19 protein-coding genes and 1 tRNA gene are annotated in these 21,605 nt (G+C 59.9%); 6 read left to right on the forward strand and 14 right to left on the reverse strand.

Features of this window, described 5'->3' with window-relative positions:
• Nucleotide 1: 1 nt before the first annotated feature.
• From JDEN_RS10940 to JDEN_RS10955, 4 genes are all read left to right on the forward strand, one after another.
• Complete coding sequence (locus JDEN_RS10940) at nucleotides 2-298, forward strand: hypothetical protein (RefSeq protein ID WP_143713294.1); 297 nt, start codon at nucleotides 2-4, stop codon at nucleotides 296-298.
• 61 nt (nucleotides 299-359) lie between these two features.
• Nucleotides 360-1,202 carry a D-alanyl-D-alanine carboxypeptidase family protein gene (locus JDEN_RS13195; protein WP_083775158.1) on the forward strand — a complete coding sequence of 281 codons (843 nt, stop codon included), beginning with the start codon at nucleotides 360-362 and terminating at the stop codon, nucleotides 1,200-1,202.
• A gap of 11 nt (nucleotides 1,203-1,213) precedes the next feature.
• Nucleotides 1,214-1,429: a holin gene (locus tag JDEN_RS10950; RefSeq protein ID WP_015772451.1), complete on the forward strand. Its 216-nt coding sequence runs from the start codon at nucleotides 1,214-1,216 to the stop codon at nucleotides 1,427-1,429.
• A gap of 209 nt (nucleotides 1,430-1,638) precedes the next feature.
• Nucleotides 1,639-2,787, forward strand: coding sequence for a hypothetical protein (locus JDEN_RS10955; protein ID WP_015772453.1), 1,149 nt, complete (start codon nucleotides 1,639-1,641; stop codon nucleotides 2,785-2,787).
• Nucleotides 2,788-2,964: 177 nt separating this feature from the next.
• Here JDEN_RS10955 and JDEN_RS10960 read toward each other — a convergent pair whose 3' ends face one another.
• The 6 genes from JDEN_RS10960 to tmk form a co-directional block, all read right to left on the reverse strand.
• Entirely contained in the window at nucleotides 2,965-3,564 is a 600-nt protein-coding gene (locus JDEN_RS10960) for a hypothetical protein (protein WP_015772455.1), read from the reverse strand.
• A 36-nt stretch (nucleotides 3,565-3,600) separates the two neighbouring features.
• The gene (locus JDEN_RS10965; protein WP_015772456.1) at nucleotides 3,601-3,936 is read right to left on the reverse strand and encodes a hypothetical protein; all 336 of its coding nucleotides are present in this window, start codon (nucleotides 3,934-3,936) and stop codon (nucleotides 3,601-3,603) included.
• 321 nt (nucleotides 3,937-4,257) lie between these two features.
• Nucleotides 4,258-4,333: transfer RNA gene (locus JDEN_RS10970), tRNA-Thr, on the reverse strand.
• Between the two features lie 98 nt (nucleotides 4,334-4,431).
• Nucleotides 4,432-5,988, reverse strand: coding sequence for an alpha/beta hydrolase (locus JDEN_RS10975; RefSeq protein WP_015772457.1), 1,557 nt, complete (start codon nucleotides 5,986-5,988; stop codon nucleotides 4,432-4,434).
• Nucleotides 5,985-7,142 carry a DNA polymerase III subunit delta' gene (locus JDEN_RS10980; RefSeq protein WP_015772458.1) on the reverse strand — a complete coding sequence of 386 codons (1,158 nt, stop codon included), beginning with the start codon at nucleotides 7,140-7,142 and terminating at the stop codon, nucleotides 5,985-5,987. The genes JDEN_RS10975 and JDEN_RS10980 overlap by 4 nt, the downstream gene beginning before the upstream one ends.
• Entirely contained in the window at nucleotides 7,139-7,804 is a 666-nt protein-coding gene (tmk, locus tag JDEN_RS10985; RefSeq protein ID WP_015772459.1) for a dTMP kinase, read from the reverse strand. Before tmk ends, JDEN_RS10980 begins: the two co-directional genes overlap by 4 nt.
• Before the next feature lie 54 nt (nucleotides 7,805-7,858).
• Between tmk and JDEN_RS10990 the strand changes: the two genes are divergently transcribed.
• Nucleotides 7,859-8,533 (forward strand): HAD family hydrolase, encoded by a 675-nt coding sequence (locus JDEN_RS10990; RefSeq protein ID WP_015772460.1) that lies wholly within the window; start codon nucleotides 7,859-7,861, stop codon nucleotides 8,531-8,533.
• An 81-nt stretch (nucleotides 8,534-8,614) separates the two neighbouring features.
• On the opposite strand, the gene JDEN_RS10995 is transcribed toward JDEN_RS10990, so the two are convergent.
• From JDEN_RS10995 to nirB, 6 genes are all read right to left on the reverse strand, one after another.
• A complete protein-coding gene (locus JDEN_RS10995) occupies nucleotides 8,615-9,664 on the reverse strand; it encodes a Gfo/Idh/MocA family protein (protein WP_015772461.1) in 1,050 nt (349 codons plus the stop codon).
• A 33-nt stretch (nucleotides 9,665-9,697) separates the two neighbouring features.
• Nucleotides 9,698-12,469, reverse strand: coding sequence for a type I DNA topoisomerase (gene topA / locus JDEN_RS11000; RefSeq protein ID WP_015772462.1), 2,772 nt, complete (start codon nucleotides 12,467-12,469; stop codon nucleotides 9,698-9,700).
• A 109-nt stretch (nucleotides 12,470-12,578) separates the two neighbouring features.
• Nucleotides 12,579-13,481 (reverse strand): phosphatase PAP2 family protein, encoded by a 903-nt coding sequence (locus JDEN_RS11005; RefSeq protein WP_015772463.1) that lies wholly within the window; start codon nucleotides 13,479-13,481, stop codon nucleotides 12,579-12,581.
• 103 nt (nucleotides 13,482-13,584) lie between these two features.
• Nucleotides 13,585-14,703 (reverse strand): uroporphyrinogen-III synthase, encoded by a 1,119-nt coding sequence (locus JDEN_RS11010; protein WP_015772464.1) that lies wholly within the window; start codon nucleotides 14,701-14,703, stop codon nucleotides 13,585-13,587.
• On the reverse strand, nucleotides 14,700-15,485 hold the full coding sequence (gene cobA, locus JDEN_RS14150; protein WP_015772465.1) for a uroporphyrinogen-III C-methyltransferase: 786 nt from the start codon (nucleotides 15,483-15,485) through the stop codon (nucleotides 14,700-14,702). Before cobA ends, JDEN_RS11010 begins: the two co-directional genes overlap by 4 nt.
• Complete coding sequence (gene nirB / locus JDEN_RS11020; protein WP_015772466.1) at nucleotides 15,482-18,094, reverse strand: nitrite reductase large subunit NirB; 2,613 nt, start codon at nucleotides 18,092-18,094, stop codon at nucleotides 15,482-15,484. The genes cobA and nirB overlap by 4 nt, the downstream gene beginning before the upstream one ends.
• Before the next feature lie 312 nt (nucleotides 18,095-18,406).
• On the opposite strand from nirB, the gene JDEN_RS11025 reads away from it, so the two are divergent.
• Nucleotides 18,407-18,781, forward strand: coding sequence for a nitrite reductase (NAD(P)H) small subunit (locus JDEN_RS11025; RefSeq protein WP_015772467.1), 375 nt, complete (start codon nucleotides 18,407-18,409; stop codon nucleotides 18,779-18,781).
• Here JDEN_RS11025 and JDEN_RS11030 read toward each other — a convergent pair.
• Both JDEN_RS11030 and JDEN_RS11035 read right to left on the reverse strand, forming a co-directional pair.
• Nucleotides 18,778-19,914 (reverse strand): AI-2E family transporter, encoded by a 1,137-nt coding sequence (locus tag JDEN_RS11030; RefSeq protein ID WP_226926554.1) that lies wholly within the window; start codon nucleotides 19,912-19,914, stop codon nucleotides 18,778-18,780. The genes JDEN_RS11025 and JDEN_RS11030 overlap by 4 nt on opposite strands.
• Before the next feature lie 97 nt (nucleotides 19,915-20,011).
• Entirely contained in the window at nucleotides 20,012-21,577 is a 1,566-nt protein-coding gene (locus tag JDEN_RS11035; protein ID WP_041287920.1) for a DUF7059 domain-containing protein, read from the reverse strand.
• Between the last annotated feature and the right edge of the window lie 28 nt (nucleotides 21,578-21,605).

Genomic DNA, 21,605 nt, shown 5'->3' on the forward strand with positions numbered 1-21,605 from the left:
CATGCCTGAGACTGAAGCGACTTTAGCGGTGGTGGTGGCGCGATTGGATGATTTAAGAGCTGATATGCAATCTCTACGTGAGGAAGTCCGTAAATCCTCGGAGAATTCCGTGACCCGTGGCGAGTGGGGGCAGCGGAACCAGCACGTCGACACACGCATCAACACCCTCGGCCGCGAAATCGGTGACCTGCGCACAGACGTGAACTCCCGCCGCGCACCCTGGTGGAGCGTGTGGGCCGTCGCCCTAGCAGCAGGAGGATTCGCCTGGTCAATCATCGGACCAGTAATCACCCGCTAACCACCGGAAAACCCAAGCACCCCACAGTGGGTGCTTTTTTCATACCAAAAAACAGGAGTACATGATGGGAATTGTGAATGGTCGCATAGCTGCGGCGTCACTGAAGTCAGCGGTAATCGGGGTGCGGCTGCAGGCCGGGGCCGCGAACTCCGCAAACCGGCTTGCCAAAGCTTTTGAAGCGCATTTCGGTAAACCGCTGCGGGCAACGGATGGGTATAGGACGTACGCGCTGCAGAAGAAAATCTTCCAGGAGCGGTATGACCGCATGAGCATTGGGCGTGGACCGTACGGCGATGTCCGCTGGTGGAATGGTGGCCGGTGGGTGCGGATGCGTGGTGCTGCAGCAGCGGTTCCCGGCACATCAAATCACGGGCTGGGTTTGGCGGTTGATTTCGCGTCCGGGATCAACACCTCTTTCACGTCCCGTGAGTACAAATGGATGTCCGCGAACGCACCCGCGTACGGGTGGACCAACAGCGAGGGTGCGTCGGTGAATGAGCCGTGGCATTGGGTTTATGACTCTCACAAGGACACCCGCAAACCTAAACGCGCCGTGAAGCTGGTGGTGGATGGGCGGGTTGGGCCACGCACCTATAAGGAATGGCAAACCCAACTGGGTGGCCTGGTCACGGATGGGATTTTCGGTGCACGGTCGATCCGTCGCCTGCAAACCCGCATCAACGGGAAAGACGGTAAGGGCGGTTTCAAATTGTCGTCCGGGCCGCTGAAAGTTGACGGGGTAATGGGCGCGCGAACGGTGAAGGCCGTGCAGAAGCTCATCAACGTTTGGGCTGCACGGAAAGCCGTACGCCTCACCGCTGGGCCGCTGAAAGTCGACGGCATCCTTGGCCCACGCACCGTGAAAGCCCTGCAAAAGACCTTGAACGAAAACCTTTGGAACTAGGAGAAGCCATCATGGAGAAGATTGAGAACCTGCTGCGGCCTGCGGCTGTGCGGGCTGTGCGCACTTTCCTGCAAGTACTGATCCCAGCTTTGGGTGCGGGTGCGATCACCGAACTCGACTACCTCGGCGCGGTCAGCATCGCAGCCGGTGCCACCCTAATCGCCTTCCTCCAAGGCATCCTAGGTGGACTCCCCGAAGCGGAAGGCCAGGGTGATGGGACTCTCTGACGCGCTCAAAGCGCAAAAAGCGCCCGTGGGTGGCCCACGCTGCCAGGTCGGGCGACTGCTGCACACCTTGCCCGCCGATGACGTCGACGCTTTGGCGGAGGCTTTGGACTCGGACATGACGCACGCGTCAATTAGTCGTGCGCTCATCGAAGAAGGTCATCGGGTAACCGCTATCACGGTCGGGCGGCACCGTAGAGAGGAATGCTCTTGTGGCACTTTCTGACCGGCTAGCGGAGAAAACAGCGAAGTCACGGGCGCACATTGAGGTGGATTCCACGGGTGCGGATGTCACTGACGTGCCCGTGGAGGGCGCCCTTGATGGGGATTGGGGTGCGCTAATCCGCCATTTTGGCCTTGATCCTGATGCTTTTGAGGTCGTGGATGACACGGTGCGAATGTCGATGCGGGAGCACCCAACAGGCGACAAGGGGTGGCTTTCGTCATACTCGGCGCGCTTCCGGAAGATTCGCCACGAGATGATCCGCCCCGAAGTCCTACAAAGGTGGCGTGACGACCTGACGGACTGGGAGCCGGACCCGGTGAGTCATGTGGAGCAGGACCACACGTATTTGGTGCTGGTCGCTGATCCGCAGCTCGGGAAAAAGGGCACGCAGGAGGCTGTGGAAAACTGGCGGCGCGGCATATCGTCGCACGTCAGGCAGATACGTGCTTTGAAGCCTGCGCGGGTGCATGTCGCTTTCATGGGCGATGAGACGGAAGGGGCCTGCAACAACTACACGAATCAGCCCCACACGATCGAGCTGAATCAGTCCCAGCAGCTGGAATTGGACTTCGATATGCGCGTGTGGACGATCAAGCAACTTCTCGCGACTGGTCTGCCTGTATCCGCATCGTCTGTGATATCCAACCACGGCGAATGGACCAGGAACGGCTCGAAAGACCCCGTGACCAGCAGCAACGACAACGCTAGTACCCACATCGCCCGCATGACGCAACGGCTTTTCCATGAGCTAGGCCACGAAATTGAGTGGACTATCGGGGAAACGCACCCCGGCATCACCCTCACTTTGGGTGGTGTGGAGTGCTATTTCTCCCACGGATACAAGGAAAAGGGCAGGGGTGCGACCGTGGAAGCGCGCATGAGGGCGGCGATTGAGCGGCAAATCCTTGGCCGCACAGAAGAACTCGGCACCACGAAACTGTGGTTCATGGCGCACTACCACCACTTCTACACCCAAGAATTCGAGGGCAGGACACTCTTTGGGTGCCCTGCTCTTGAGGCGGAAAGGTCAAGCGAGTACATGCTCGACCAGTACGGTGTGTGGTCACCGCCCGGGATGCTCGGGATGCTAGTTGGTGGCAGTGGGAGGGGGTGGCAAAATGCCAACGTCTTTTGAGTGCCCAGAGTGCCTGACGCCTTTCCCGTCTCAGGCGGCTGCTGACCGGTGTGCCATGTGGTGCGGGGGAAGCGAACCCGACCACGAGAAGTATCGTCCACGCCGCTGGGATGATTACGACGAATAAACAAGCGCCCCCACCATAACCGGTGGGGGCGCTATTCGCGTTTACGGGGCCTATTCGCTGGCCTTGCCCTTGCGGACGATCTGCTGAATCGCTTGCTGGCTCATGCCCTTGTCCCCAAAGACCCCGGTGAGGTCTTTACTGATCGAGTACATTGACTGCCCTGACGCTTCCAGTGCGCAGATCAGTTTGTCACGTGCGACCCGCGCCTTGGTGAGGGCTTCCTCGGCTTGGAGGACTTGTGCGTGCGCGGCTGTGAGGTTGTTCGCGGGGATGAAGCGTTCGTAGACTGCCGCGCCGTCGTCGGTGCTGATTTCTTCGACGCGCGCCCCGACTTGTTCCAGGTAGTCTTCACCGGTCCCGGTGTTGAAGGCTTCCACGTAGGCTTTGGCTTCTGGGTGGTCCGAAGAAGTGGACGCTTGTCCTGCGGTGTAGGTGATGATTTCGTAGGCGTGGGCCATGACGATTTCCCAGAAGCGGTCGGTGTCAACCGATGCGCGGAAAAGGTATTCGCCGTTGTCAGTGGTGAAACCCTCGATGGTTTGGTCGGCGATTGCATCGCCGTCGAAGAACGCCGTGTCCTCACCGGAGTCCTCAAGTGGGGTGACGATTAGGGCTTCGATTGCTTCGGTGATGGTGGTGTAGGTGTCCATGGTCTTTGCCTTTCAAGTGCGGGGTGGTGGTGTGGGTCAGGCTGCGTCGAAGATGCTGAGGTCCACTCCGAGGAAAGCTGCTGCTTCTTCTTCGTCCATGGTCTCGCCGCCCATCGCTTCGGCGAATGCGAGGCCGTCTTCGGTGCATCCCCATGCTGGTACGTGGTAGATGGTGTGGGTGGCGGTGGCTGCTTCGTAGAGTGCGCGTGCGTGGCCTTCGCCTTGACGGTCTTCGTTGACTGAGATGTTCATGATGAGGCCGTTTGCTGCTGCGACGTAAAGTTCTGCGATGACCTGGCCGTCTTCGATGACTTCCCAGATGAGGTTTTGTGTGCCGTCTCCGTAGTAGTCGCCGGTGCGGTGCTGGATCATCGTCTTGCCTTTCGCTTGTGGTGTCCCTTGCTGATACCTCTACTATACGCAAGCTGAGTTGGGTACGCAACCCCGCTTGTGTAGGATGGGCGGGTGAAAACAAAGTCAACCCAAAAACCCTGACACCACACAATCAACCCACACACCTTGACACCCGAGTTCAGGGCAAGTTTTTCCGAGTCAACTCTCGAAATGGCCTGTACCAGCAGTAACGCTAAAAATGAGAATGGCTACAATGATGGCTACCAACGGCCAGGAAATCGGGCGATGCGAGGATAAGCAAAAACCCCCGGAATCGGCGAGATTCCAGGGGCTTTGCGGTGGAGCCGCCTACGAGAATCGAACTCGTGACCTTTTCATTACGAGTGAAACGCTCTACCGACTGAGCTAAGGCGGCCGGCTTCTCTCACACCCGGAGCGAATCACTGATGCGAGCGAAGAACCTCCCTCACTTTACCGACGCATACCGGTTCAGCGCAAAACTCGTGTCAGTGATCACGAACACATTGGGTCAGTGTCAGGCACTGTTCCGTCAACGAAGTAGTCATCCACCGTATTGAGGATGCAGCTGTTGGATTGCCCGTAGGCCCCGTGACCGTCGCCTTCGTTGGTGATGAGCACACCAGACTCCAGTGTGTCAGCAAGACCCTCAGACCACTTGTATGGGGTAGCCGGGTCATGCGTAGTTCCGATGACGAGAATGGGGGCCGCCCCGGGGGCGCTGGTGTCATAGTCAGGTGTGACCGCATCGTAAGGCCAGTTCGCGCACCCGATCCCACCGTAGGTGAAGGACTCTCCCATCACAGGTGCTGCTGCGATGATCTGTTGCGCTTCTTTCTCCATGGTGGCAAGGTCTGAGGCGCTTCGTGAGTCAAGGCAGTTAATGGCGGTGAACGCTTCCGTTTGGTTGTCAGTGTATTGCCCGCCTTCACGCCCGAAGTAGGCGTCTGACAGGTCAAGTAGTTCAGAGCCATCACGGGAATGGAGCGCCAAGTTCAGGGCACTGGAGAGATCTGGCCAAATAATGGGCGCGTACATGGGGTAGGCGAGACCGTAGAACGCCAGTGACCGGGTGAGGACGCGCCCTTCTGGGTCGTCGGTTTGCATGGGGTTCGCTGTCAGGGATTCAAGAAGGTCAGCGATCTCGCCCATCGCATCATCCACGTCACCGCTCAGAGGGCAGGAGTCCGGGGTGGACAGGCAGTCTTCCACGTACCGGCGCATGACATGTTCAAACCCTTGGGCTTGTTCCAAACTTTGCTCAAACGGAGTCAACCGCGGGTCAATGGCCCCGTCGAGCGCCATACGTCCCACGTTCTCGGGGAACAATCCAGCATAGGTCGCCCCCAGTTGGGTGCCGTAGGAGTACCCAAAATAATGGAGTTTCTCGTCTCCCATCAGCGCCCGCAGCAGGTCCATGTCGCGTGCAGAGTTGATGGTGTCCACATGACCAAGAAGATCACCAGTGTTGTCTTTGCACGCTTCAGCGAACCGGTCTGCTTCTTCCTGGTACACGGGCAACGTTTTGTCAGTCACGTTCGTGATCGTCAACGCAAGGTAACGGTCCATCTCGGTGGTGTCATAGCACGCCACCGCACTGGACTGACCGACACCACGAGGGTCAAACCCCAACAGGTTGTAATTATCGAGAAGTTTGCTGCCAAAAATCATGGGGGCGTACCCGACAAGCTCAATACCCGACCCACCGGGACCTCCCGGGTTAAGGATCACGGTTCCTTGCGCATCGCCACGCGCCCTATACAACTGAAGCGCGAGAGAGATGGACTCCGAATCAGGGTCGTCCCAATCCATGGGGGCACTCACCTCCGCGCACTCATAGGTTCCCCCTCCACACGACTCCCAGCTGACGTCCTGCGTGTAATAGGTGTCAAACCCCTCAGGGATAGGGCCAGCAACGTCAGAAGACGTCGTCGTCCCAGTCGGCGTTTTGTCCGGTTCCTCTTGAGCACACCCTGCGAGCGCAATGGTCACAGCAAGGGCGGTGGCGGCAAAGGCGGTGAAGGGGGTGGGCCGTCGTCGGGGGGCGGTCATGCGGTTCTCCTGGCGTGCGTGGTGGGTGTGCGGATGTCAAGAAACATGGCTTCAAGGACAAGGAGGGGGGCGACGTTCGCGGCGAGGCGGCGGCGAGCGCGTTGAATGGCGTCGATTGCAGTGAGGGTGTGTTCGGGGGTGGTGCGGTGAGCGATGTCGTCGATGGTGGTGGTGAGGTCTGTATTGATGGGGGTGGCGGTAGCCCCGGTTTGGGTGAGGAGGATATCGCGGTACAGGGAAATGATGTCAGTCATGCACCGGTCGAGGACGTCGCGTTGGTGGCGGGTTGCGCGGCGTTTTTGGTCGTCTTCGAGGGTTTTGATGTGACTGCGTAGTGCCGGTGGCAGGGTTCTGGCTTCGCTTGCGCCCAGGGTGCGCAGGAGTTCTTCTTTTTCTTGGGCGTCGCGTTCTGCGGTGGCTTGTTGGGCGTCGTGTTGGGCGGTGTCGAGGAGTTCAGCGGCAGCGTAGATGGCATCGGCGACAGTGCTGATACGAGCGGTCAGAGCAAGGACGTGGGTGCGGCGTTGCCGAGTCTCAGGGTGGGTTGCGTAGCGTCGTGCCATGCCGATGTGTGATTGGGCGGCGGCCGCGCTCGCGTGGGCGGTGGCTGGGTCAATTCCGTCACGTGTGATGAGGAGTTGGGCCACATCGTCGATGGGTGGGATGCGCAGCGCAAGGTTTCGGCACCGTGAGCGGATGGTCACCATGACGTCCTGGGGGCTGGGTGCGCACAACAACCAGATGGTCCGTGGTGGGGGTTCTTCAATGGCTTTGAGCAGGACATTTGTGGTGCGTTCCATCATGCGATCAGCGTCTTCGATAATGATGATGCGCCAGCGTCCTTGAGAAGGGCTGCGAGTTGCTTCGCTGATGAGACCGCGCACGTCATCGATGGCGATGGTGACTTTGTCGGTCGCGACAACAGTGACATCAGGATGTTGTCCCTTGAGGACCGTCGTGCACGATGCGCAGTGCCCGCACCCACCGTTGAGGCATTGAAGGGCAGCCGCGAAAGCGCGGGCCGCAACGGAACGGCCCGATCCGGGTGGCCCAGTGATCAACCATGCGTGTGTCATGGACTCAGGGTGAGTGATCGCCTGAGTGAGAGTATTGACCGCATAGGGTTGCCCAACAAGTTCTTCCCACACACTCATGAGCGCCCCTGTGCACGGGTGGTCACACGCGCCCCAAGCCGGTCAACTAAAGCGGCACGAACACGGCCTGCCACCTCATCGATGGTCCCGATCCCGTCAACAATGACCCACCGCTCGGGTTCTTGCTCCGCCAAATGGCGATACGTCGCGTGCGTCGTGTCATGAAAATCGTCACCCGCCCGCTCCAACCGGTCAGGTTCCCCTTCACGCCGAGCAGCCCCTACCCGCGCGGGAACATCAATCAACACAGTCAGATCAGGGATCAGCCCATCAACCGCCCACAACGACAAATCACGAATGGTCTTCGGGGTCAGTGTCCTGCCCCCACCCTGGTACGCGATCGACGAATCAAAGTACCGGTCACACACCACAGTACGACCCAGTGACAACGCAGGACGGATCACCGTATGCACATGGTGAGACCGATCAGCGGCGTACAACAACGCCTCCGCACGCGGACCCATGTCATCACCATGAAGCAACAACTGGCGAATATGCTGACCCAACTCAGTCCCCCCAGGCTCCCTGGTCAACAGGGCATCATGAGCGTAGGTATCAGAAAGCCATTGCGCGGCCAAACGCGCCTGCGTCGTCTTCCCACTGCCATCTCCCCCCTCAAAGGTGAGAAAGAGACCAGCGTGGGGTTGAGGGTTCTCGTGCACACCCCAACCCTATCGGTTGGGCCAGGGGTGGCGCCGCATCGTAAGGTCATACTCGTGGATACTTCTTCTGCTTCTTCACTCACCCCCCTCCTCAACCGCCACTTTGACGCCGTCCTTTGGGACATGGACGGAACGCTCATCTCTTCTATTCACGTCACCGAACGCTGCTGGGGACAATGGATGGAACACTACGGATACCCCGCCGAGCACTACCACCAATTCCACGGCACACCCGCACGAACAATCGTCGAAACCCTCCTCCCCGCGCACCTACACGACGAGGGATTTCACCGCATCGTCGACCTCGAAATGAACGACACCACCGGCATCACACTGCTCCCAGGAGCACACCAGGCGCTAGCAGCGCTCCCCACACAACGCCGGGCGATCGTTACCTCGTCCACTCGAGACCTTGCCCTGCGACGTCTTGAAGTCACCGGAATCGCCATGGACACCCTCGTCACTGCGGATGATGTCACCCACGGGAAACCCCATCCCGACCCCTACCTGCGCGCCGCCCACCTCCTTGGGGTGGACCCAACCCGGTGTGTTGTGTTTGAAGATGCGCCCTCCGGTCTGGCTGCAGGCCGCGCTGCAGGGTGTGTCACAGTGGGACTCCCCGGCACTCACGCGCTCGCTGACCTCACCGCGGACGTCCTGTTGCCGTCCCTTGAGGCCATCCAGGTGGTGAGTACCGAGGAGGGGGTTGTGTTTAGCGCTGCCTTGTAGGGCGCACAGGGCCAAGCTCACACGCGACAAAGCCTCCGGTGCGCGCTGTCTCGCATACCGGAGGCTTTGTCATGTCAAGAGTTACTCGTTGGGGTAACGCACACCAATCTGTGCCCGCACCTCATCCATAATCTCCATCACCTCAATGGAGGACTGCCACGGCATCCGGTCGCTCGCGGTACGCCCTTCGCTGACGCATCGCGCGACCTCAGCAGCCTCAAATTCCAGCCCGAGCACATCGTCTTGTTCGTAGGTGGCAGTTGACACCCCATAGGTGGTGTGAACAAACGAGGTCGGGCGGTAAAACGCCTCAGCAATATCGATGCGCCCCTTAGTTCCCACAATGGACGCCACTGTGGGCGTCTGCCCCCACTGTGTTGTGTGCAGGAGTGCCTGCGTGCGCCCAGGGTAATCAAAGATCATGGACACTTGCCCATCAACGCCCGTGTCCGTAAGAACACCGCGAGCCGTTATTGCCTCTGGGTGACCTAAGAGGTCGTGCGCAAACGCAATCGGGTATACACCCAGGTCAAGCAGCGCCCCTCCAGCAAGGTCAGGGTTAAGGAGACGGTGTTCCGGCCCAACGGTGAATGCTTGTCCGTGATCAGCAGACACCACAATGATGTCCCCGAGCACTCGGGATTCAAGAATGTGACGGACCTGAGCGATGTGGGGCAAGAACCGTGTCCACATGGCCTCAAGAACAAACACTCCCGCTTCTTTCGCAGCATCAAACACCTCACGTGCCTCTGCTGCGTTACGGGTAAAGGCTTTTTCCACTAGGACGTGTTTTCCAGCGCGAATCGCAAGCAACGCATGGTCACGGTGGTGGGAGTGGGGGGTACCAATGTAGATCGCATCTAACGACTCGTCGCCCACCAACTCCTCGTAACTCCCATACGCGGTGGCTGGGGAATCCTTGGGAAGGTGGGAGTCAATAAATGTCTGAGCTTTTGCACTGTCGCGTGACGCAACGGCAGCGATCGTTGATGCTGTCCGTTCGGTGACTGCTTGCGCGAACGACTCAGAAATCCAACCTGCACCCAGGATGCCCCATCGAATGGCGGGGGCGTCTTGGGGGCGGGGTGCAACGCCGGTGGTCAGAGCAGAGGGGATCGTGATGTGTCTCATGTTCCGACTCTACCGGTGTCACTTCCCTGTGTCTCAGGATTGAGTCTTCTTTGTCGCTGTCGTTTTCTTGGCTGGCGTCTTTTTTGCGGCAGTTGTTGTGGTTTTCTTGGTCGCGGTGCTTTTCTTCGCGGTCGTGCGGGTCGCCCGCTTGACTGGCGCTTTCGCGCGCTTTTCCGCGAGAAGTTCGACGGCTTGCTCAAAGGTCACGGACTCAACGGTGGCATCTTTGGGCAGAGTACGGTTTGTTTTTCCGTCGGTGACGTAAGGACCAAACCGGCCATCTTTAATGACAATGGGCTTCTCACTGGTCGGGTCCACGCCCAACTCGCGCAACGGCGCGGACGCTGTTGCCCCACGTCCTCGCTTGGGTTGCTTGTAGATCTCTAGTGCTTCATCAAGCGTGATCGTGAGCAGTTGCTCCTCGGACGTGATCGTCCGTGAGTCTGTTCCCTTCTTGAGATAGGGGCCGTAGCGACCATTGTTCGCCGTGATCTCTGTTCCGGTGTCCGGGTCCACACCAACCACACGCGGCAACGACAACAGTTGGAGCGCCTCATCCAGTGTGATCGTTGTCAGCGAATGAGATTTGAACAGTGATGCCGTGCGCGGCTTGGGTAGCGCGGCCTTCGCTTTTTTCTTTGCCGCAGCGGACATCGACTCATCGAGTTCCGGTTCTGGGATGATCTCGGTGACGTAGGGGCCAAACCGTCCAGACTTCGCGACAATCATGTGCCCACTAACTGGGTCTGACCCAAGTTCAATGTCGCCGTCTTTCTGGTTTTCCAACAAGTCGCGAGCAACGTCAAGTGTCAGTTCATCTGGTGCAATGTCGTCTGGGACGGACGCACGCGGCGGGTTCTCACCTTCCGCGGTGTCTGCCGTCAAGTGCTCGATATACGGCCCATAACGCCCCACCCGAAGAACAATGCCCTCACCCAGTGACACGGTGTTGATCTCTCGGGCATCAATGTCCCCGAGCCCTTCCACCAGTTCCTTCAAGCCAGCCTTGTCGCCTCCGGCTCCCCCAAAATAGAACTGCGTAAGCCAATTGACCCGGTCTCCCTGACCAGCAGCGATCTCATCGAGGTCCGATTCCATTTGGGCCGTAAAGTCATAGTCAATGAGTTGACTGAAGTGCTCTTCCAGTAGTCGGATCACAGAGAATGCCAACCACGAGGGGACAAGCGCCTGCCCTCGATTGTTCACATAGCCACGGTCCTGGATGGTGGAAATAGTCGATGCGTAGGTCGAGGGGCGTCCAATACCCCGTTCTTCCAGTGCTTTCACCAAGGACGCTTCGGTAAACCGCGGTGGTGGGGTTGTCGTGTGACCGTCAGCAGAAACGTCACGTGACGCCAACGGGTCACCTTCCACCATGTGAGGAAGACGCCCATCAGATTGCGACCCGTCATCATAACGGTCAACATCGCGACCTTCCTCGTAGGCTGCAAGGAACCCACGGAAGGTGATGACCGTACCCGATGCGGAAAATGTGGCGGTGGTTGTTTGTCCATCAACCTGCCCCGGCACATCAATACGCACAGACGCAGTCGAACCACGCGCATCAGCCATCTGGGAGGCCACCGTGCGCTTCCAAATGAGTTCATAGAGCCGGAACTGGTCTCCACTCAACACATTGGCCACCTGGGCTGGCGTGCGGAACGTGTCCCCCGCAGGGCGGATCGCTTCGTGCGCTTCCTGAGCACCTTTAGACTTTGACGCATAGTGGCGTGGTTTTTCGGGCACAAACTCAGTACCGTACAAGTCTGCTGCTTGGCTTCGCGCAGCACTGATCGCTTGAGCTGATAACGCCGGCGAGTCGGTACGCATGTAGGTGATATACCCGTTTTCGTACAGCGTTTGTGCCACCCGCATCGCTGTTTTTGAGGACATTCGCAGTTTTCGCGACGCTTCCTGCTGCAACGTTGACGTGGTGAAGGGAGCCGCTGGGCGGCGGGTATAGGGTTTCGTGTCCAGTGACGCAACGGTCGCTGGAGCGTCAGTCAGCGACTGAGCCAACGTCGTGGCAGCATCTTCCGTCAGGTGCACCACGTCACGCGCCTTGAGTTCACCGCGGTCAGTGAAGTCACGGCCGGTGGCGACCCGTGTCCCATCCACATGGGTCAGCCGAGCCTGGAAGGTACCTCCTGCGTCTTGCCCTTGGGTCGCTTCGAACTGCGCAGTCACATCCCAATAGCTCGCAGGTACAAACGCCATCCGCTCGCGTTCCCGCTCCACGACCAGGCGAGTAGCCACCGACTGTACGCGCCCGGCGGACAACCCTTGCCGAACTTTACGCCACAACACCGGAGATACTTCATACCCGTACAACCGGTCCAAAATACGGCGTGTTTCTTGCGCATCGACAAGCCGCTCATCAAGGTCACGGGTCGTTGTCAACGCACGCTGGATTGCCTCCCGGGTGATTTCGTGAAACACCATACGTTTGACCGGCACCTTCGGTTTCAACGCCTCAAGAAGGTGCCACGCAATCGCTTCACCTTCCCGGTCCTCATCGGTAGCAAGATACAGTTCATCCGCATCTTTGAGCAGCCGGCGCAGTTCCGTGACTTTCTTCTTTTTATCCGGATACACCTCGTAATAAGGGGCGAACCCATTGTCCACATCAACAGCGAACTTGCCATACCCCGACTTCTTCATCTCAGCAGGAAGTTCACTAGGCTGTGGCAGGTCGCGAATATGCCCCACACTCGCTTCAACATCAAAATCAGCACCCAGATAGGCGGAAATAGTGCGCGCCTTCGCTGGTGACTCCACGATGACGAGTTTTCGTCCTTGGGACATGTACGATCCTGCTTCCACTCGCGTGCTCCGCCCGTAGGCGTGGGACATCTCTTTGCCAAATATATAGTGCCTTCACGGCTGCGCATGGCGAGGCAACCGTCACTCCATGTCAGCGAACTGGCGCAGTCACGGGTTTCAGAGCGCGCATCGTTGTTTGGCGTAATACCAGAAGTAAAGCGAAAACAAGAGAACTGACCGTGACAACGCCTGCCACACTACCAACATACGCTCGACGTTCAAGTTGGTCTGTGGCGGTGTCCCCCGCCCAAATCGCGGCGGCAGCATCCCCATACAACCACACTGTCACCGCCCCGAACGCCACGGCAGCAACCGCGAGCATGGCCACTGCGGCTATCGTCCATGGGGCAGAGTGCACCTCGTGTTGGTCACGAGCTGTGCGACCAGGAAAGGCAGATACCAACGCACACCATGCACCAGCGACGAGCACACCAGCAACAACGTCACTTGCCCGATGCCAGTTCCCTACGAGCGTGGAGACCCCCATCGTTGCGGTGTACACCGCACCAAGAAGCGCAACAATAGGGCGGAATCGGCGCGGCACCGCAATGAGGAGAGCCATCGACGCTGACGCAGCCACCGTTGTATGCCCAGATGGAAGTGAATTGCCGTAGTTCCAAGGAATCCCAAAATCTGGTCGATCTAAGAGAAGGTGCTTGATGACCTGTGTCGACACATTTGCGCCACCAATGAGCACAATGACTTGCACCGCCAAACTCCACCGGCGCCGAAACAAAGTAATGATGACGGTGACAGCGAGCGCCACCACGACGTACACGGCGGACACAGCTTCGAGAAGGGGTTGCCCAAAAACCCACAGGTGTGTGCGCCCGTAGTCGGCCCCGTCAAAGGCGACTTGTTCTAGTTGTTGCCCTGGGGCTGTGGCGACGAAGATTCGCCACAGGAACCACACTCCTGCCATGAGGAGTGCGGCGATGATGACGGCTGCGGTATGAAACCACCGGCTTGTTCGCAACGCTTGCACATCCCCCACCGTAGAACATGACCTTGGGCGTCTTTGACAAGGTCAACGAGATTCCCGTGGTGTCTTCACGAAGGGAACACATCACGGCCCGGACAGTATACGTGTGGGGTCGCTAGTGGGACACGTTGAGTCGGTAGCCGCGTTTGATGACGGTGGAGATGAGCCGTGAGTCCGGGAGGGCGGTGCGCAGGCGTGAGATCGCAACGTCGAGGGCGTGGTCGGTGTGCCCAACGCCGAGGAGAGTGCCGAGGTGTGCTCGGGTGACCACGTTCCCTGGGGTGTGGGTGAGGGCACGCATGACCACGCGTTGGGAGTCAGTGAGGGTCACACATGTGGTGTTGTCTGTGGTGGTCAGTGTGAGGCGGTTGCCTTGGAGGGTGAGGTGCCCGTGGGGTGTGGGGATGGTGGTGCGGGCGTCGGTGGTCATGTGGTCGACGATGAGTTTGATCATGGCGCCCATGCGGAATCGGTCGGGGATGAGGGGGGTGATGCCGTGGGCGATCAGTGGGGCTGCGGTCACGGGGCCGACGGTGGCCACTGTGGTGACGGTGCGTAGTTGGTGGAGGATGTGGGAGGTGCAGGATTGTTCGGCGACGTAGGAGAAGAATGCGTCGACGACGGGGGCCGCGGTGAAGGTGAGGACGTCAATGGAACCGTTGAGGAGCGCGGTGAGGAGTTGTTCGCGTTTGTCGCCGGTGTCGGTGGCTGGTGTCCACCGGTAGGGGGTGACTGTGGTGACGTCAGCTCCGGCGAGGGTGAGTCGGGCGAGGGCTGTGAGGTCGTCGTGTCCGTGGAGTTGGACGGCGATGCGGGTGCCGGTGAGGGGGTGTTCGGCCAGTTGGGTGGCGAGAGTGATGAGGCGTTCATCGGGTGAGACGCCGCAGTCGTCGAATCCGAGGGCGCGCACGGCTCCGCGCGCTTTGGGGCCGCGCACGTAGATGCGGGTGGCGTTGAGGACGCGTTCGAGCTCGTCACCGAGTCCGGCGGCGTCGGCGGTTTCGATCCATCGGCGAAATCCGTAGGCGGTGGTGACGATGAGGATGTCTGGTGCCTGATTGATGATGCGGCGGGTTTCGTTGATGAGTTCTTCGTCGTGTTCTTTGGGTGCGATTTTCAGCAGTGGTGCGTGGATGACGTGGGCGCCGCGCCGTTCGAAGGCGTCGATGAGGTCTGCTGAGCGCCGGTCGGAGGTGACGGCGATGCGGTATCCGGCCAGTGGTGTGCTGGTCACGCGACTCCTCGTGCGGGTGTTGGTGGTGTCAGTGGGGCGAGCAGTGGCGGGTCGATGGTGGTGACCCAGTCGGTGAGTGCGGTGACGACGTCTCCGATGACGATGGTGGCGGGTGAGGTGCATCGTCTGAGGTGGGCTTGTTCTATGAGTGTATCGAGTGGGGCGCGGGTGGTGCGTTGGGAGGTGTGGAATCCGCGTTCGATGATCGCGGTAGGGGTGGTGGGGGCCATGCCGTGAGCGAGGAGCCCGGTGACTGTGGTGGCGAGGGTGGACATGCCCATGAGGATGATGAGGGTGGTGTTGAGGTGGGCGAGGTGGTGGAGTTGGTCGTTGTCGGGTGGGTTGTGTCCGGAGAGTACGGTGAAGGCGTGACTGATTCCTCGGTGGGTGACGGGGATTCCTACGGATTGTGGGACAGCTATTGCTGATGTGATACCTGGGATGATGCTGACGGGTATTCCGGCGTGGGTGAGGGCGTTGATTTCTTCGCCGCCACGTCCGAAGACGAAGGGGTCTCCGCCTTTGAGTCGGGCGACATGGAGTCCGGTGCGTGCTTTGGTGATGAGGAGGTTGTTGATGGCGTCTTGGGGGACGCGGTGGTGACCGGGGAGTTTCCCGACGTCGATGAGCTCTGCCTGGGGGGCAAGGTCGGGGAGGTCGTTGGTTGGTCCGAGTCGGTCGTAGCAGACGACGTCTGCGGTGTTCAGTGCGCGTGCTGCACGCAGGGTGATGAGATCGCTGGGGCCTGGTCCTCCGCCGATGAGGGTGACGTGTCCGGTCATGGGGTGGTCTCCTCTGGTTGGGTGGTGGGTGCACCGGTGGGGATGGTGGCACCGAGTGGGATGGGCGATGCGGGTCTGCGTTGGCCTCGTTCGGTGTCGTAGGTCAGTGTTGGGTCGGGGGTGGTGGTGTTGACGAAGGAGGTGAAGCGGCGGAGCCGGTCGGGGTCGTTGAGGACTGCGGCCCATTCGTCTTCGTAGGCGGCGACGTGGTCGTTCATTGCTGTTTCGAGTTCTTCGCCGAGTTCGAGGCAGTCGTTGACGACGACGTCTTTGACTCGGTCGATCCCACCGTCGAGGTCTTCGAGCCATCGGGCGGTGCGCTGGAGTCGGTCGGCGGTGCGAATGTAGTACATGAGGAAGCGGTCGATGTAGCGGATGAGGGTGGTGTCGTCGATTTCTTTGGCGAGGAGTTGGGCGTGGGCTGGGGTGGCTCCACCGTTACCGCCGACGTAGAGGTTCCATCCGTTGGCTGTGGCGATGACTCCGACATCTTTTCCTCGGGCTTCTGCGCATTCGCGTGCGCATCCGGAGACACCCATTTTGAGTTTGTGGGGGGCGCGTAGCCCTCGGTAGCGTAGTTCGAGGGAGATCCCCATGGCCACTGAGTCGAGCATTCCGTAGCGGCACCAGGTGGATCCGACACAGGTTTTGACGTTGCGCAGGGATTTTCCGTAGGCGTGCCCTGATTCGAATCCTGCGTTGACGAGTTCGCGCCAAATGTCGGGGAGTTGGTCGAGGCGGGCTCCGAACATGTCGATGCGCAGCCCTCCGGTGAGTTTGGTGTAGAGGTTGTATTTGCGGGCGACGGCGGCGATGACGGCGAGTTTCTCAGGGGTGATTTCTCCGCCGGGGACACGCGGGACAACGGAGTAGGTGCCGTCTTTTTGCATGTTTGCTAGGGCCCGGTCGTTGGTGTCTTGGAATCCGCCGAGTCCGCCGTCGAGTGGGTGAGTGTGGGTGATGGTGGCGAGGATGGACGCGATCGCTGGTTTGCAGATGTCGCATCCGGTGCCGGTGCCGAAGCGGTCCATGACGTCGTTCCAGGTGCGGGTGTCGCTGAGGCGGACGGCTTCGAAGAGTTGGGCGCGGGACATGGCAATGTGTTCACACATGGCGGTGGACACGTCGATGCCTGCTTTAGTGAGTTCTTTTTCAAGCAGTTTTTTCAGCATGGGGACGCAGGAACCGCATTGGGTTCCTGCTTTGGTGCAGGCTTTGAGGGGGGTGAGTTCGCGGACGGGGTCCTGTCCGGCGCAGGTTCCGCATCCGCCGATGGCATCTCGGATTGTGCCTGCGGTGACGTTGTTGCAGGAGCAGAGGATGGCATCGTCTGGTAGTTCGGTGTCGGGGAGGTCTGCGCTGCTGGCTGCGGTGAGGTAGGCGCCTGGTTCGGCGGGCAGTTCACGGCCGAGGAGTGGGCGCAGGACGGTGTAGGGTTCTGCGTCACCGACGAAGACTCCCCCGAGGAGGGTGGTGGCGTCCCCGGAGACAACAATTTTTTGGTAAACACCGCGGGCTGGGTCAGCGTAGACGACTTCGAGCGCACCGGGGGTGGTGGCGAAAGCGTCTCCGAAGCTTGCCACGTCGACGCCGGAGAGTTTGAGTTTGGTGGCGGTGTCGAATCCGTCGAAGGTGGCGGTGCCGCCTGCGAGTTGGTCGGCGACGATTTCTGCCATGGCGTTGGCGGGGGCAACAAGTCCGACACAGCGCCCGTCGACGCAGGCGACTTCACCGATGGCCCACACGTGGGGGGCGGTGGTGTGGCAGGTGGCGTCAACGACGATACCGCCGCGTTCACCTAATGCGAACACCTCGTGTGCTGTGGTGTGGTTCGTGTGGCGGGCGAGTTCGTCGCGGGGGCGAATCCCGATCGCGGTGATGACGATGTCGGCGGGGATGTGTGATCCGTCTGCCATGTCGATGCCGGTGACGTGGTGTGTACCAGTGGCGTGTGTTGTGGTGGTCACCGCTTGGGGGTAGACCCCTGAGTGCACGGTGATGTCATTTTCTGCGATAAGGCGCCCTAAGGCTTGGCCAGCCCCTTCATCGAGTTGGTTGGACATGAGCCAGCGACCACCATCAATCACGTGTGCTTGTGCTCCCAGTGTCCGGGCCCCGGCGGCGGCTTCCAACCCGAGGAGCCCACCACCGATTGTCACGACTCGTGGGGTGATGCCCTCATCTCGGAATCGAGTGATGTCACGGTGGATCGTCCACACGTCGTCAAGGGTGCGGTACACCAATGAATGCTCAGCTCCGGGGATGGGGAGGGTTGCCGCGTTGGATCCGGTGGCGAGCACCAGTTCGTCATACTGACAGACGGAACCATCGGAGAGGACCACCTGGCGGTGGTTCACATCGATTGATTCTGCCCGCACCCCGGTCCGTAACGTGACGGTGGGGTGGTCCCACACGTGGTCAGCGAGTGTGAGGTCGGCGTCGGGGGCCAGGAGCGCTTTGGTCAGGGCAACCCGGTCATAGGGGTGATGCGGTTCTTCGGTCACCACCGTGAGCGTCACGCCGTGCGGTGCGCGCTGTGTCATTGCTTCGGTGAACCGGTGGGCTGCTGGTCCACCTCCAAGAACAACGATGTGTGTCGTGCTGGCCATAGGTCACTCCCCCGTCGCGCCGGCGGGGCTCACCGGCTGATTCGGTTGCTGTTATCGCCAGCGTAGGGGTGCGGATTTGCTTGGTCGTTGCGTCATCGTTTCGCTGAGGCAACGTCTAACCTAGGGGCGTGCGTGCGTGGATGTGAGACCCCCGAAACACCTGGTTTACATCTCACGGATGTCACGTTGTCATGTGAGCGACCTGTGACACAACGTTCACTGTGCTGACCGTTCACTGGAAACACCGCACCGATAGCGTGGGGTCATCAAAGAGCACCGGCCGACTCGGCCACCTCGTGAAAGGACCCAACCATGTCACTCGTTCTGGATACCCCGTTGTTGTCAGAGACCGCCACCGTGTGCCGGGTGAGCGATCTTGAACCTGGGTGGGGGGTTGCTGCGCTTCTTGACTGGGGTTCCGTGGCGTTGTTCCGCACCGTCACAGGGGAGGTGTTTGCTGTGGATCACCGATGCGCCTGTTGTGGGGCGTCGGTGGTCGCACGTGGGATCGTGGGGGATCGGCTCGTCGCGGGTGTGCGTGTCCCTACTGTTGCGTGCCCGTTGCACAAGCATGTGTTTCGCCTTGACACAGGCGAATGCCTGACCGGTGCACCTGCCGCACTACCCACGGTCACAGTGTCAGTGGACGGCGACGACATCACCATCCACCGCCCATCATCGGTTTAGTGGGACACCTCTAACTCGTTGTCGAGCCGTTCCTCGCGGGGTTTCTTTGCGATGAACGCGGCAGGCTGGTCGGGGCCGTCCCACACTTGCAGGATCCCCCATGCCACAGCGGCGATCGGGACGGACAGCACAGCCCCGACGATCCCGCCAATAATCGTTCCTGCTGTCAACCCAATCAAGATCACGAGCGGGTGCAAGCTCAGTGTTTTGCCCATGATCTTGGGTTGGAGGAAGTTTCCTTCCAGCTGGTTCACAACAATGACAATGCCCACCACGGCGAGCGCAGGCCAGATTCCGCCATCCACTAAGGCAACAAGCGCCGCGAGGAACCCAGCTAATGTTGCTCCTACCAAGGGGATGAACGCGGTGAGGAACACGATGACTGCGAGCGGCAACGCCAACGGAACTTGAAGGAAAGCCAACCCAAGGCCGATACCCAACGCGTCGACGGCCGCTACTGTTGCGGTTCCGCGAATGTAGTCGCCCATGGTTCGCACGGAGCGGTCACCAATGCGGCGTGCGCGATCGTAGTACTGCCCGTCTAGTGGGCGCAGCAGGAACTCCCAGATTGCGGGACCGTCCTTCATGAAGAAGAACGTGATGATGAGCGTGAGGAAAAACCCGGTGAAGAATGTGCCGGTGGCAGAGAGCCCGGCTACTGCACCTGAACCGAATTGGCTTGAGGTGACAAAATCAATGGCTGATTGTTTCGCATCGTCTAGCTGGGCAGGGTCCACCTCGAATGGCAGGTCTTCCAGGAGCACTAACAGTTCGTCAAAGCCATCTTGGGCGGAGGAGACCAGGTCGCTCCATTGGCTTCGAACTGCCTGCACAATAGCTGTGAGGAGTCCTCCCACCACAGCGAACGCACTGAACAGCACCAGCCAGGTGGCAAGTAGGGAGGACATTCCGCGGGCGCGTAGCCACCGCATCAGTGGGAACACTGCTGAGGAAATGATGAGGGCCAACACCACGGGAATAAACACCACCCCGAGGTATGCCATCGCCCACAGCGTCAACCCCACCACGAGCAGCACAGCGATTGTTTGCACTGCGCGCGTCGCAAGACGCCCAAACGCATCCGACCACTGGCGGACGACCGCGGACTGCTCCGGATGAGGGTGGTCTGTCACCTGGGGCACGGTGGCCTTTTCGCCCGTGCGCTGACCACATAACCACGACCACATCATGGTGAATCCTCTCCGTTGTCGGCTGTCCGCCTCGCAGACATTATGCCGTAAAAGTGAGGATCCCATCGGTGATGAGTCCCCGAATCGTTGGGAGTGTCGCAGCGAGAGTGTCGTCCACAGGCAAATCCATCAGCGCACAAATCGCTGACATGATCTGCCCAGCGGTCAGTTCGCCGTCGCACGCACTGACAAACCCCGCAAGGACGGTGTCTGCCTGGACTGCTCGCCGTAGGCCGCCGCCTTGCCTGATGATGATGACACTGGGCTCCCCCACCCCTGGGGTGATGTACCGTTCCTCTGTGACATCCGCTGCTGTGCGGAGCCGTTGCTCAAGTAACTCGTGATCGGTCATCTCCTTAAGCACATCAACACCCGCTAATGTCGCCGCTATGGTGGGTCCAAGGGGTTGAGACACGTCGCCGGTGATCTCTTCACAACGTGTCCACGCCGCCCGTGCCTGCACGGGTCGACGGATCACGATGATGCCGAACCCCACACCTTCCACCGTGCGAGACGCAAAATCATCAAGCCATGCACGATAGGCCGACTCCCACAACTCACGGTCGCGGTCCTGCGTCATCCCGCCATCACGGAGCCAAGTCTCTGCGTAATGTGCTGGGTCGAGAAACTCTCGCTGAATAACCCACGCATCAAGGTCCCCGTGAAGTGCTCGAGCCTGTTCAATCCACGCACGTGGCCCTTCATCCCACCGCGAACCGGCAGTGACTTCCCAGTTCCCCAACATGACTGCACACCCTCCAGCAGCTAGGTATTGAGGAACGTCAGTCACCATCTGCGCGACCACCCGATCGCCGGCAGCGCCACCATCCCGGTACTCATATAGTGCCAGGTCAGTACCGGTGCGGGGTGTAATCACAAACGGCGGGTTCGACACGACAAGGTCAAAAGTCTCGCCGTGAACCGGCTCAAAGAATGACCCCTCTCGAATCTCCACATCACTGTCATTGAGGGCCGCATTAAACCGAGCAAAAGCTACCGCGCGGGGAGAAATATCGGTAGCCATCACCTGCCTCGCATGACGGGTGGCCGCCAACGCTTGGACCCCACACCCCGTGCCAATATCCAGGACACGCCCCACATTCGTGCGCGGGGTGACCTGGGCCAAGGTGAATGACGCACCTCCAGCACCCAACACGTGATCGGGGTGAAGAGCCCTACCGGTCGCGGTTTCTCCGAGGTCGGAGGCCAACCACCAGGTCACCTCGCCGCCAGTGTCGGTCAGGACAACAGGTCGCACATTCACCAACGCACGATAGGTGACCGCCCCTTCTTCGCTTTCCTGGGCCGCGACCCCCATCTCGATCAGCGCCTGCGCACTGGTTCGAGGAAACGCCAGGTCACGCTCATCAGCGCTGATAGGCAAACCCACTACAAAGAACCGCACCAACACGGCCAGCGGCGACATGACAGATTCCACGGCTCGCAGGGCAGGCAACCGCTGCTCTCGGTGGAGTGCATCGTTTGCCACCTCACCCACAAGCTCCCGGATACGATCCACGGTGTATTCAGCGGACTCAAGGTCAGCACGCAAGGTCGTCACAGTGTCAGTGACAGTAGGTGCGGGGGTCGACGGCAACGCATTCATCCCTCTATTGTCACTGATCCCGCCAATG

Origin of the sequence: Jonesia denitrificans DSM 20603, assembly GCF_000024065.1 — a bacterium.
In the GTDB taxonomy this organism is placed as follows: domain Bacteria; phylum Actinomycetota; class Actinomycetes; order Actinomycetales; family Cellulomonadaceae; genus Jonesia; species Jonesia denitrificans.

What these genes read in the sequence shown, in the direction of transcription:
- cobA (WP_015772465.1), bottom strand. Translation starts at nt 15,485, where the DNA reads ATGACCGGACACGTCACCCTCATCGGCGGAGGACCAGGCCCCAGCGAT.
- JDEN_RS10960 (WP_015772455.1), bottom strand. Translation starts at nt 3,564, where the DNA reads ATGGACACCTACACCACCATCACCGAAGCAATCGAAGCCCTAATCGTC.
- JDEN_RS10950 (WP_015772451.1), top strand. Translation starts at nt 1,214, where the DNA reads ATGGAGAAGATTGAGAACCTGCTGCGGCCTGCGGCTGTGCGGGCTGTG.
- JDEN_RS10965 (WP_015772456.1), bottom strand. Translation starts at nt 3,936, where the DNA reads ATGATCCAGCACCGCACCGGCGACTACTACGGAGACGGCACACAAAAC.
- JDEN_RS13195 (WP_083775158.1), top strand. Translation starts at nt 360, where the DNA reads ATGATGGGAATTGTGAATGGTCGCATAGCTGCGGCGTCACTGAAGTCA.
- JDEN_RS10995 (WP_015772461.1), bottom strand. Translation starts at nt 9,664, where the DNA reads ATGAGACACATCACGATCCCCTCTGCTCTGACCACCGGCGTTGCACCC.
- topA (WP_015772462.1), bottom strand. Translation starts at nt 12,469, where the DNA reads ATGTCCCAAGGACGAAAACTCGTCATCGTGGAGTCACCAGCGAAGGCG.
- JDEN_RS11035 (WP_041287920.1), bottom strand. Translation starts at nt 21,577, where the DNA reads ATGAATGCGTTGCCGTCGACCCCCGCACCTACTGTCACTGACACTGTG.
- JDEN_RS11025 (WP_015772467.1), top strand. Translation starts at nt 18,407, where the DNA reads ATGTCACTCGTTCTGGATACCCCGTTGTTGTCAGAGACCGCCACCGTG.
- JDEN_RS10975 (WP_015772457.1), bottom strand. Translation starts at nt 5,988, where the DNA reads ATGACCGCCCCCCGACGACGGCCCACCCCCTTCACCGCCTTTGCCGCC.
- JDEN_RS10940 (WP_143713294.1), top strand. Translation starts at nt 2, where the DNA reads ATGCCTGAGACTGAAGCGACTTTAGCGGTGGTGGTGGCGCGATTGGAT.
- nirB (WP_015772466.1), bottom strand. Translation starts at nt 18,094, where the DNA reads ATGGCCAGCACGACACACATCGTTGTTCTTGGAGGTGGACCAGCAGCC.
- JDEN_RS10980 (WP_015772458.1), bottom strand. Translation starts at nt 7,142, where the DNA reads ATGAGTGTGTGGGAAGAACTTGTTGGGCAACCCTATGCGGTCAATACT.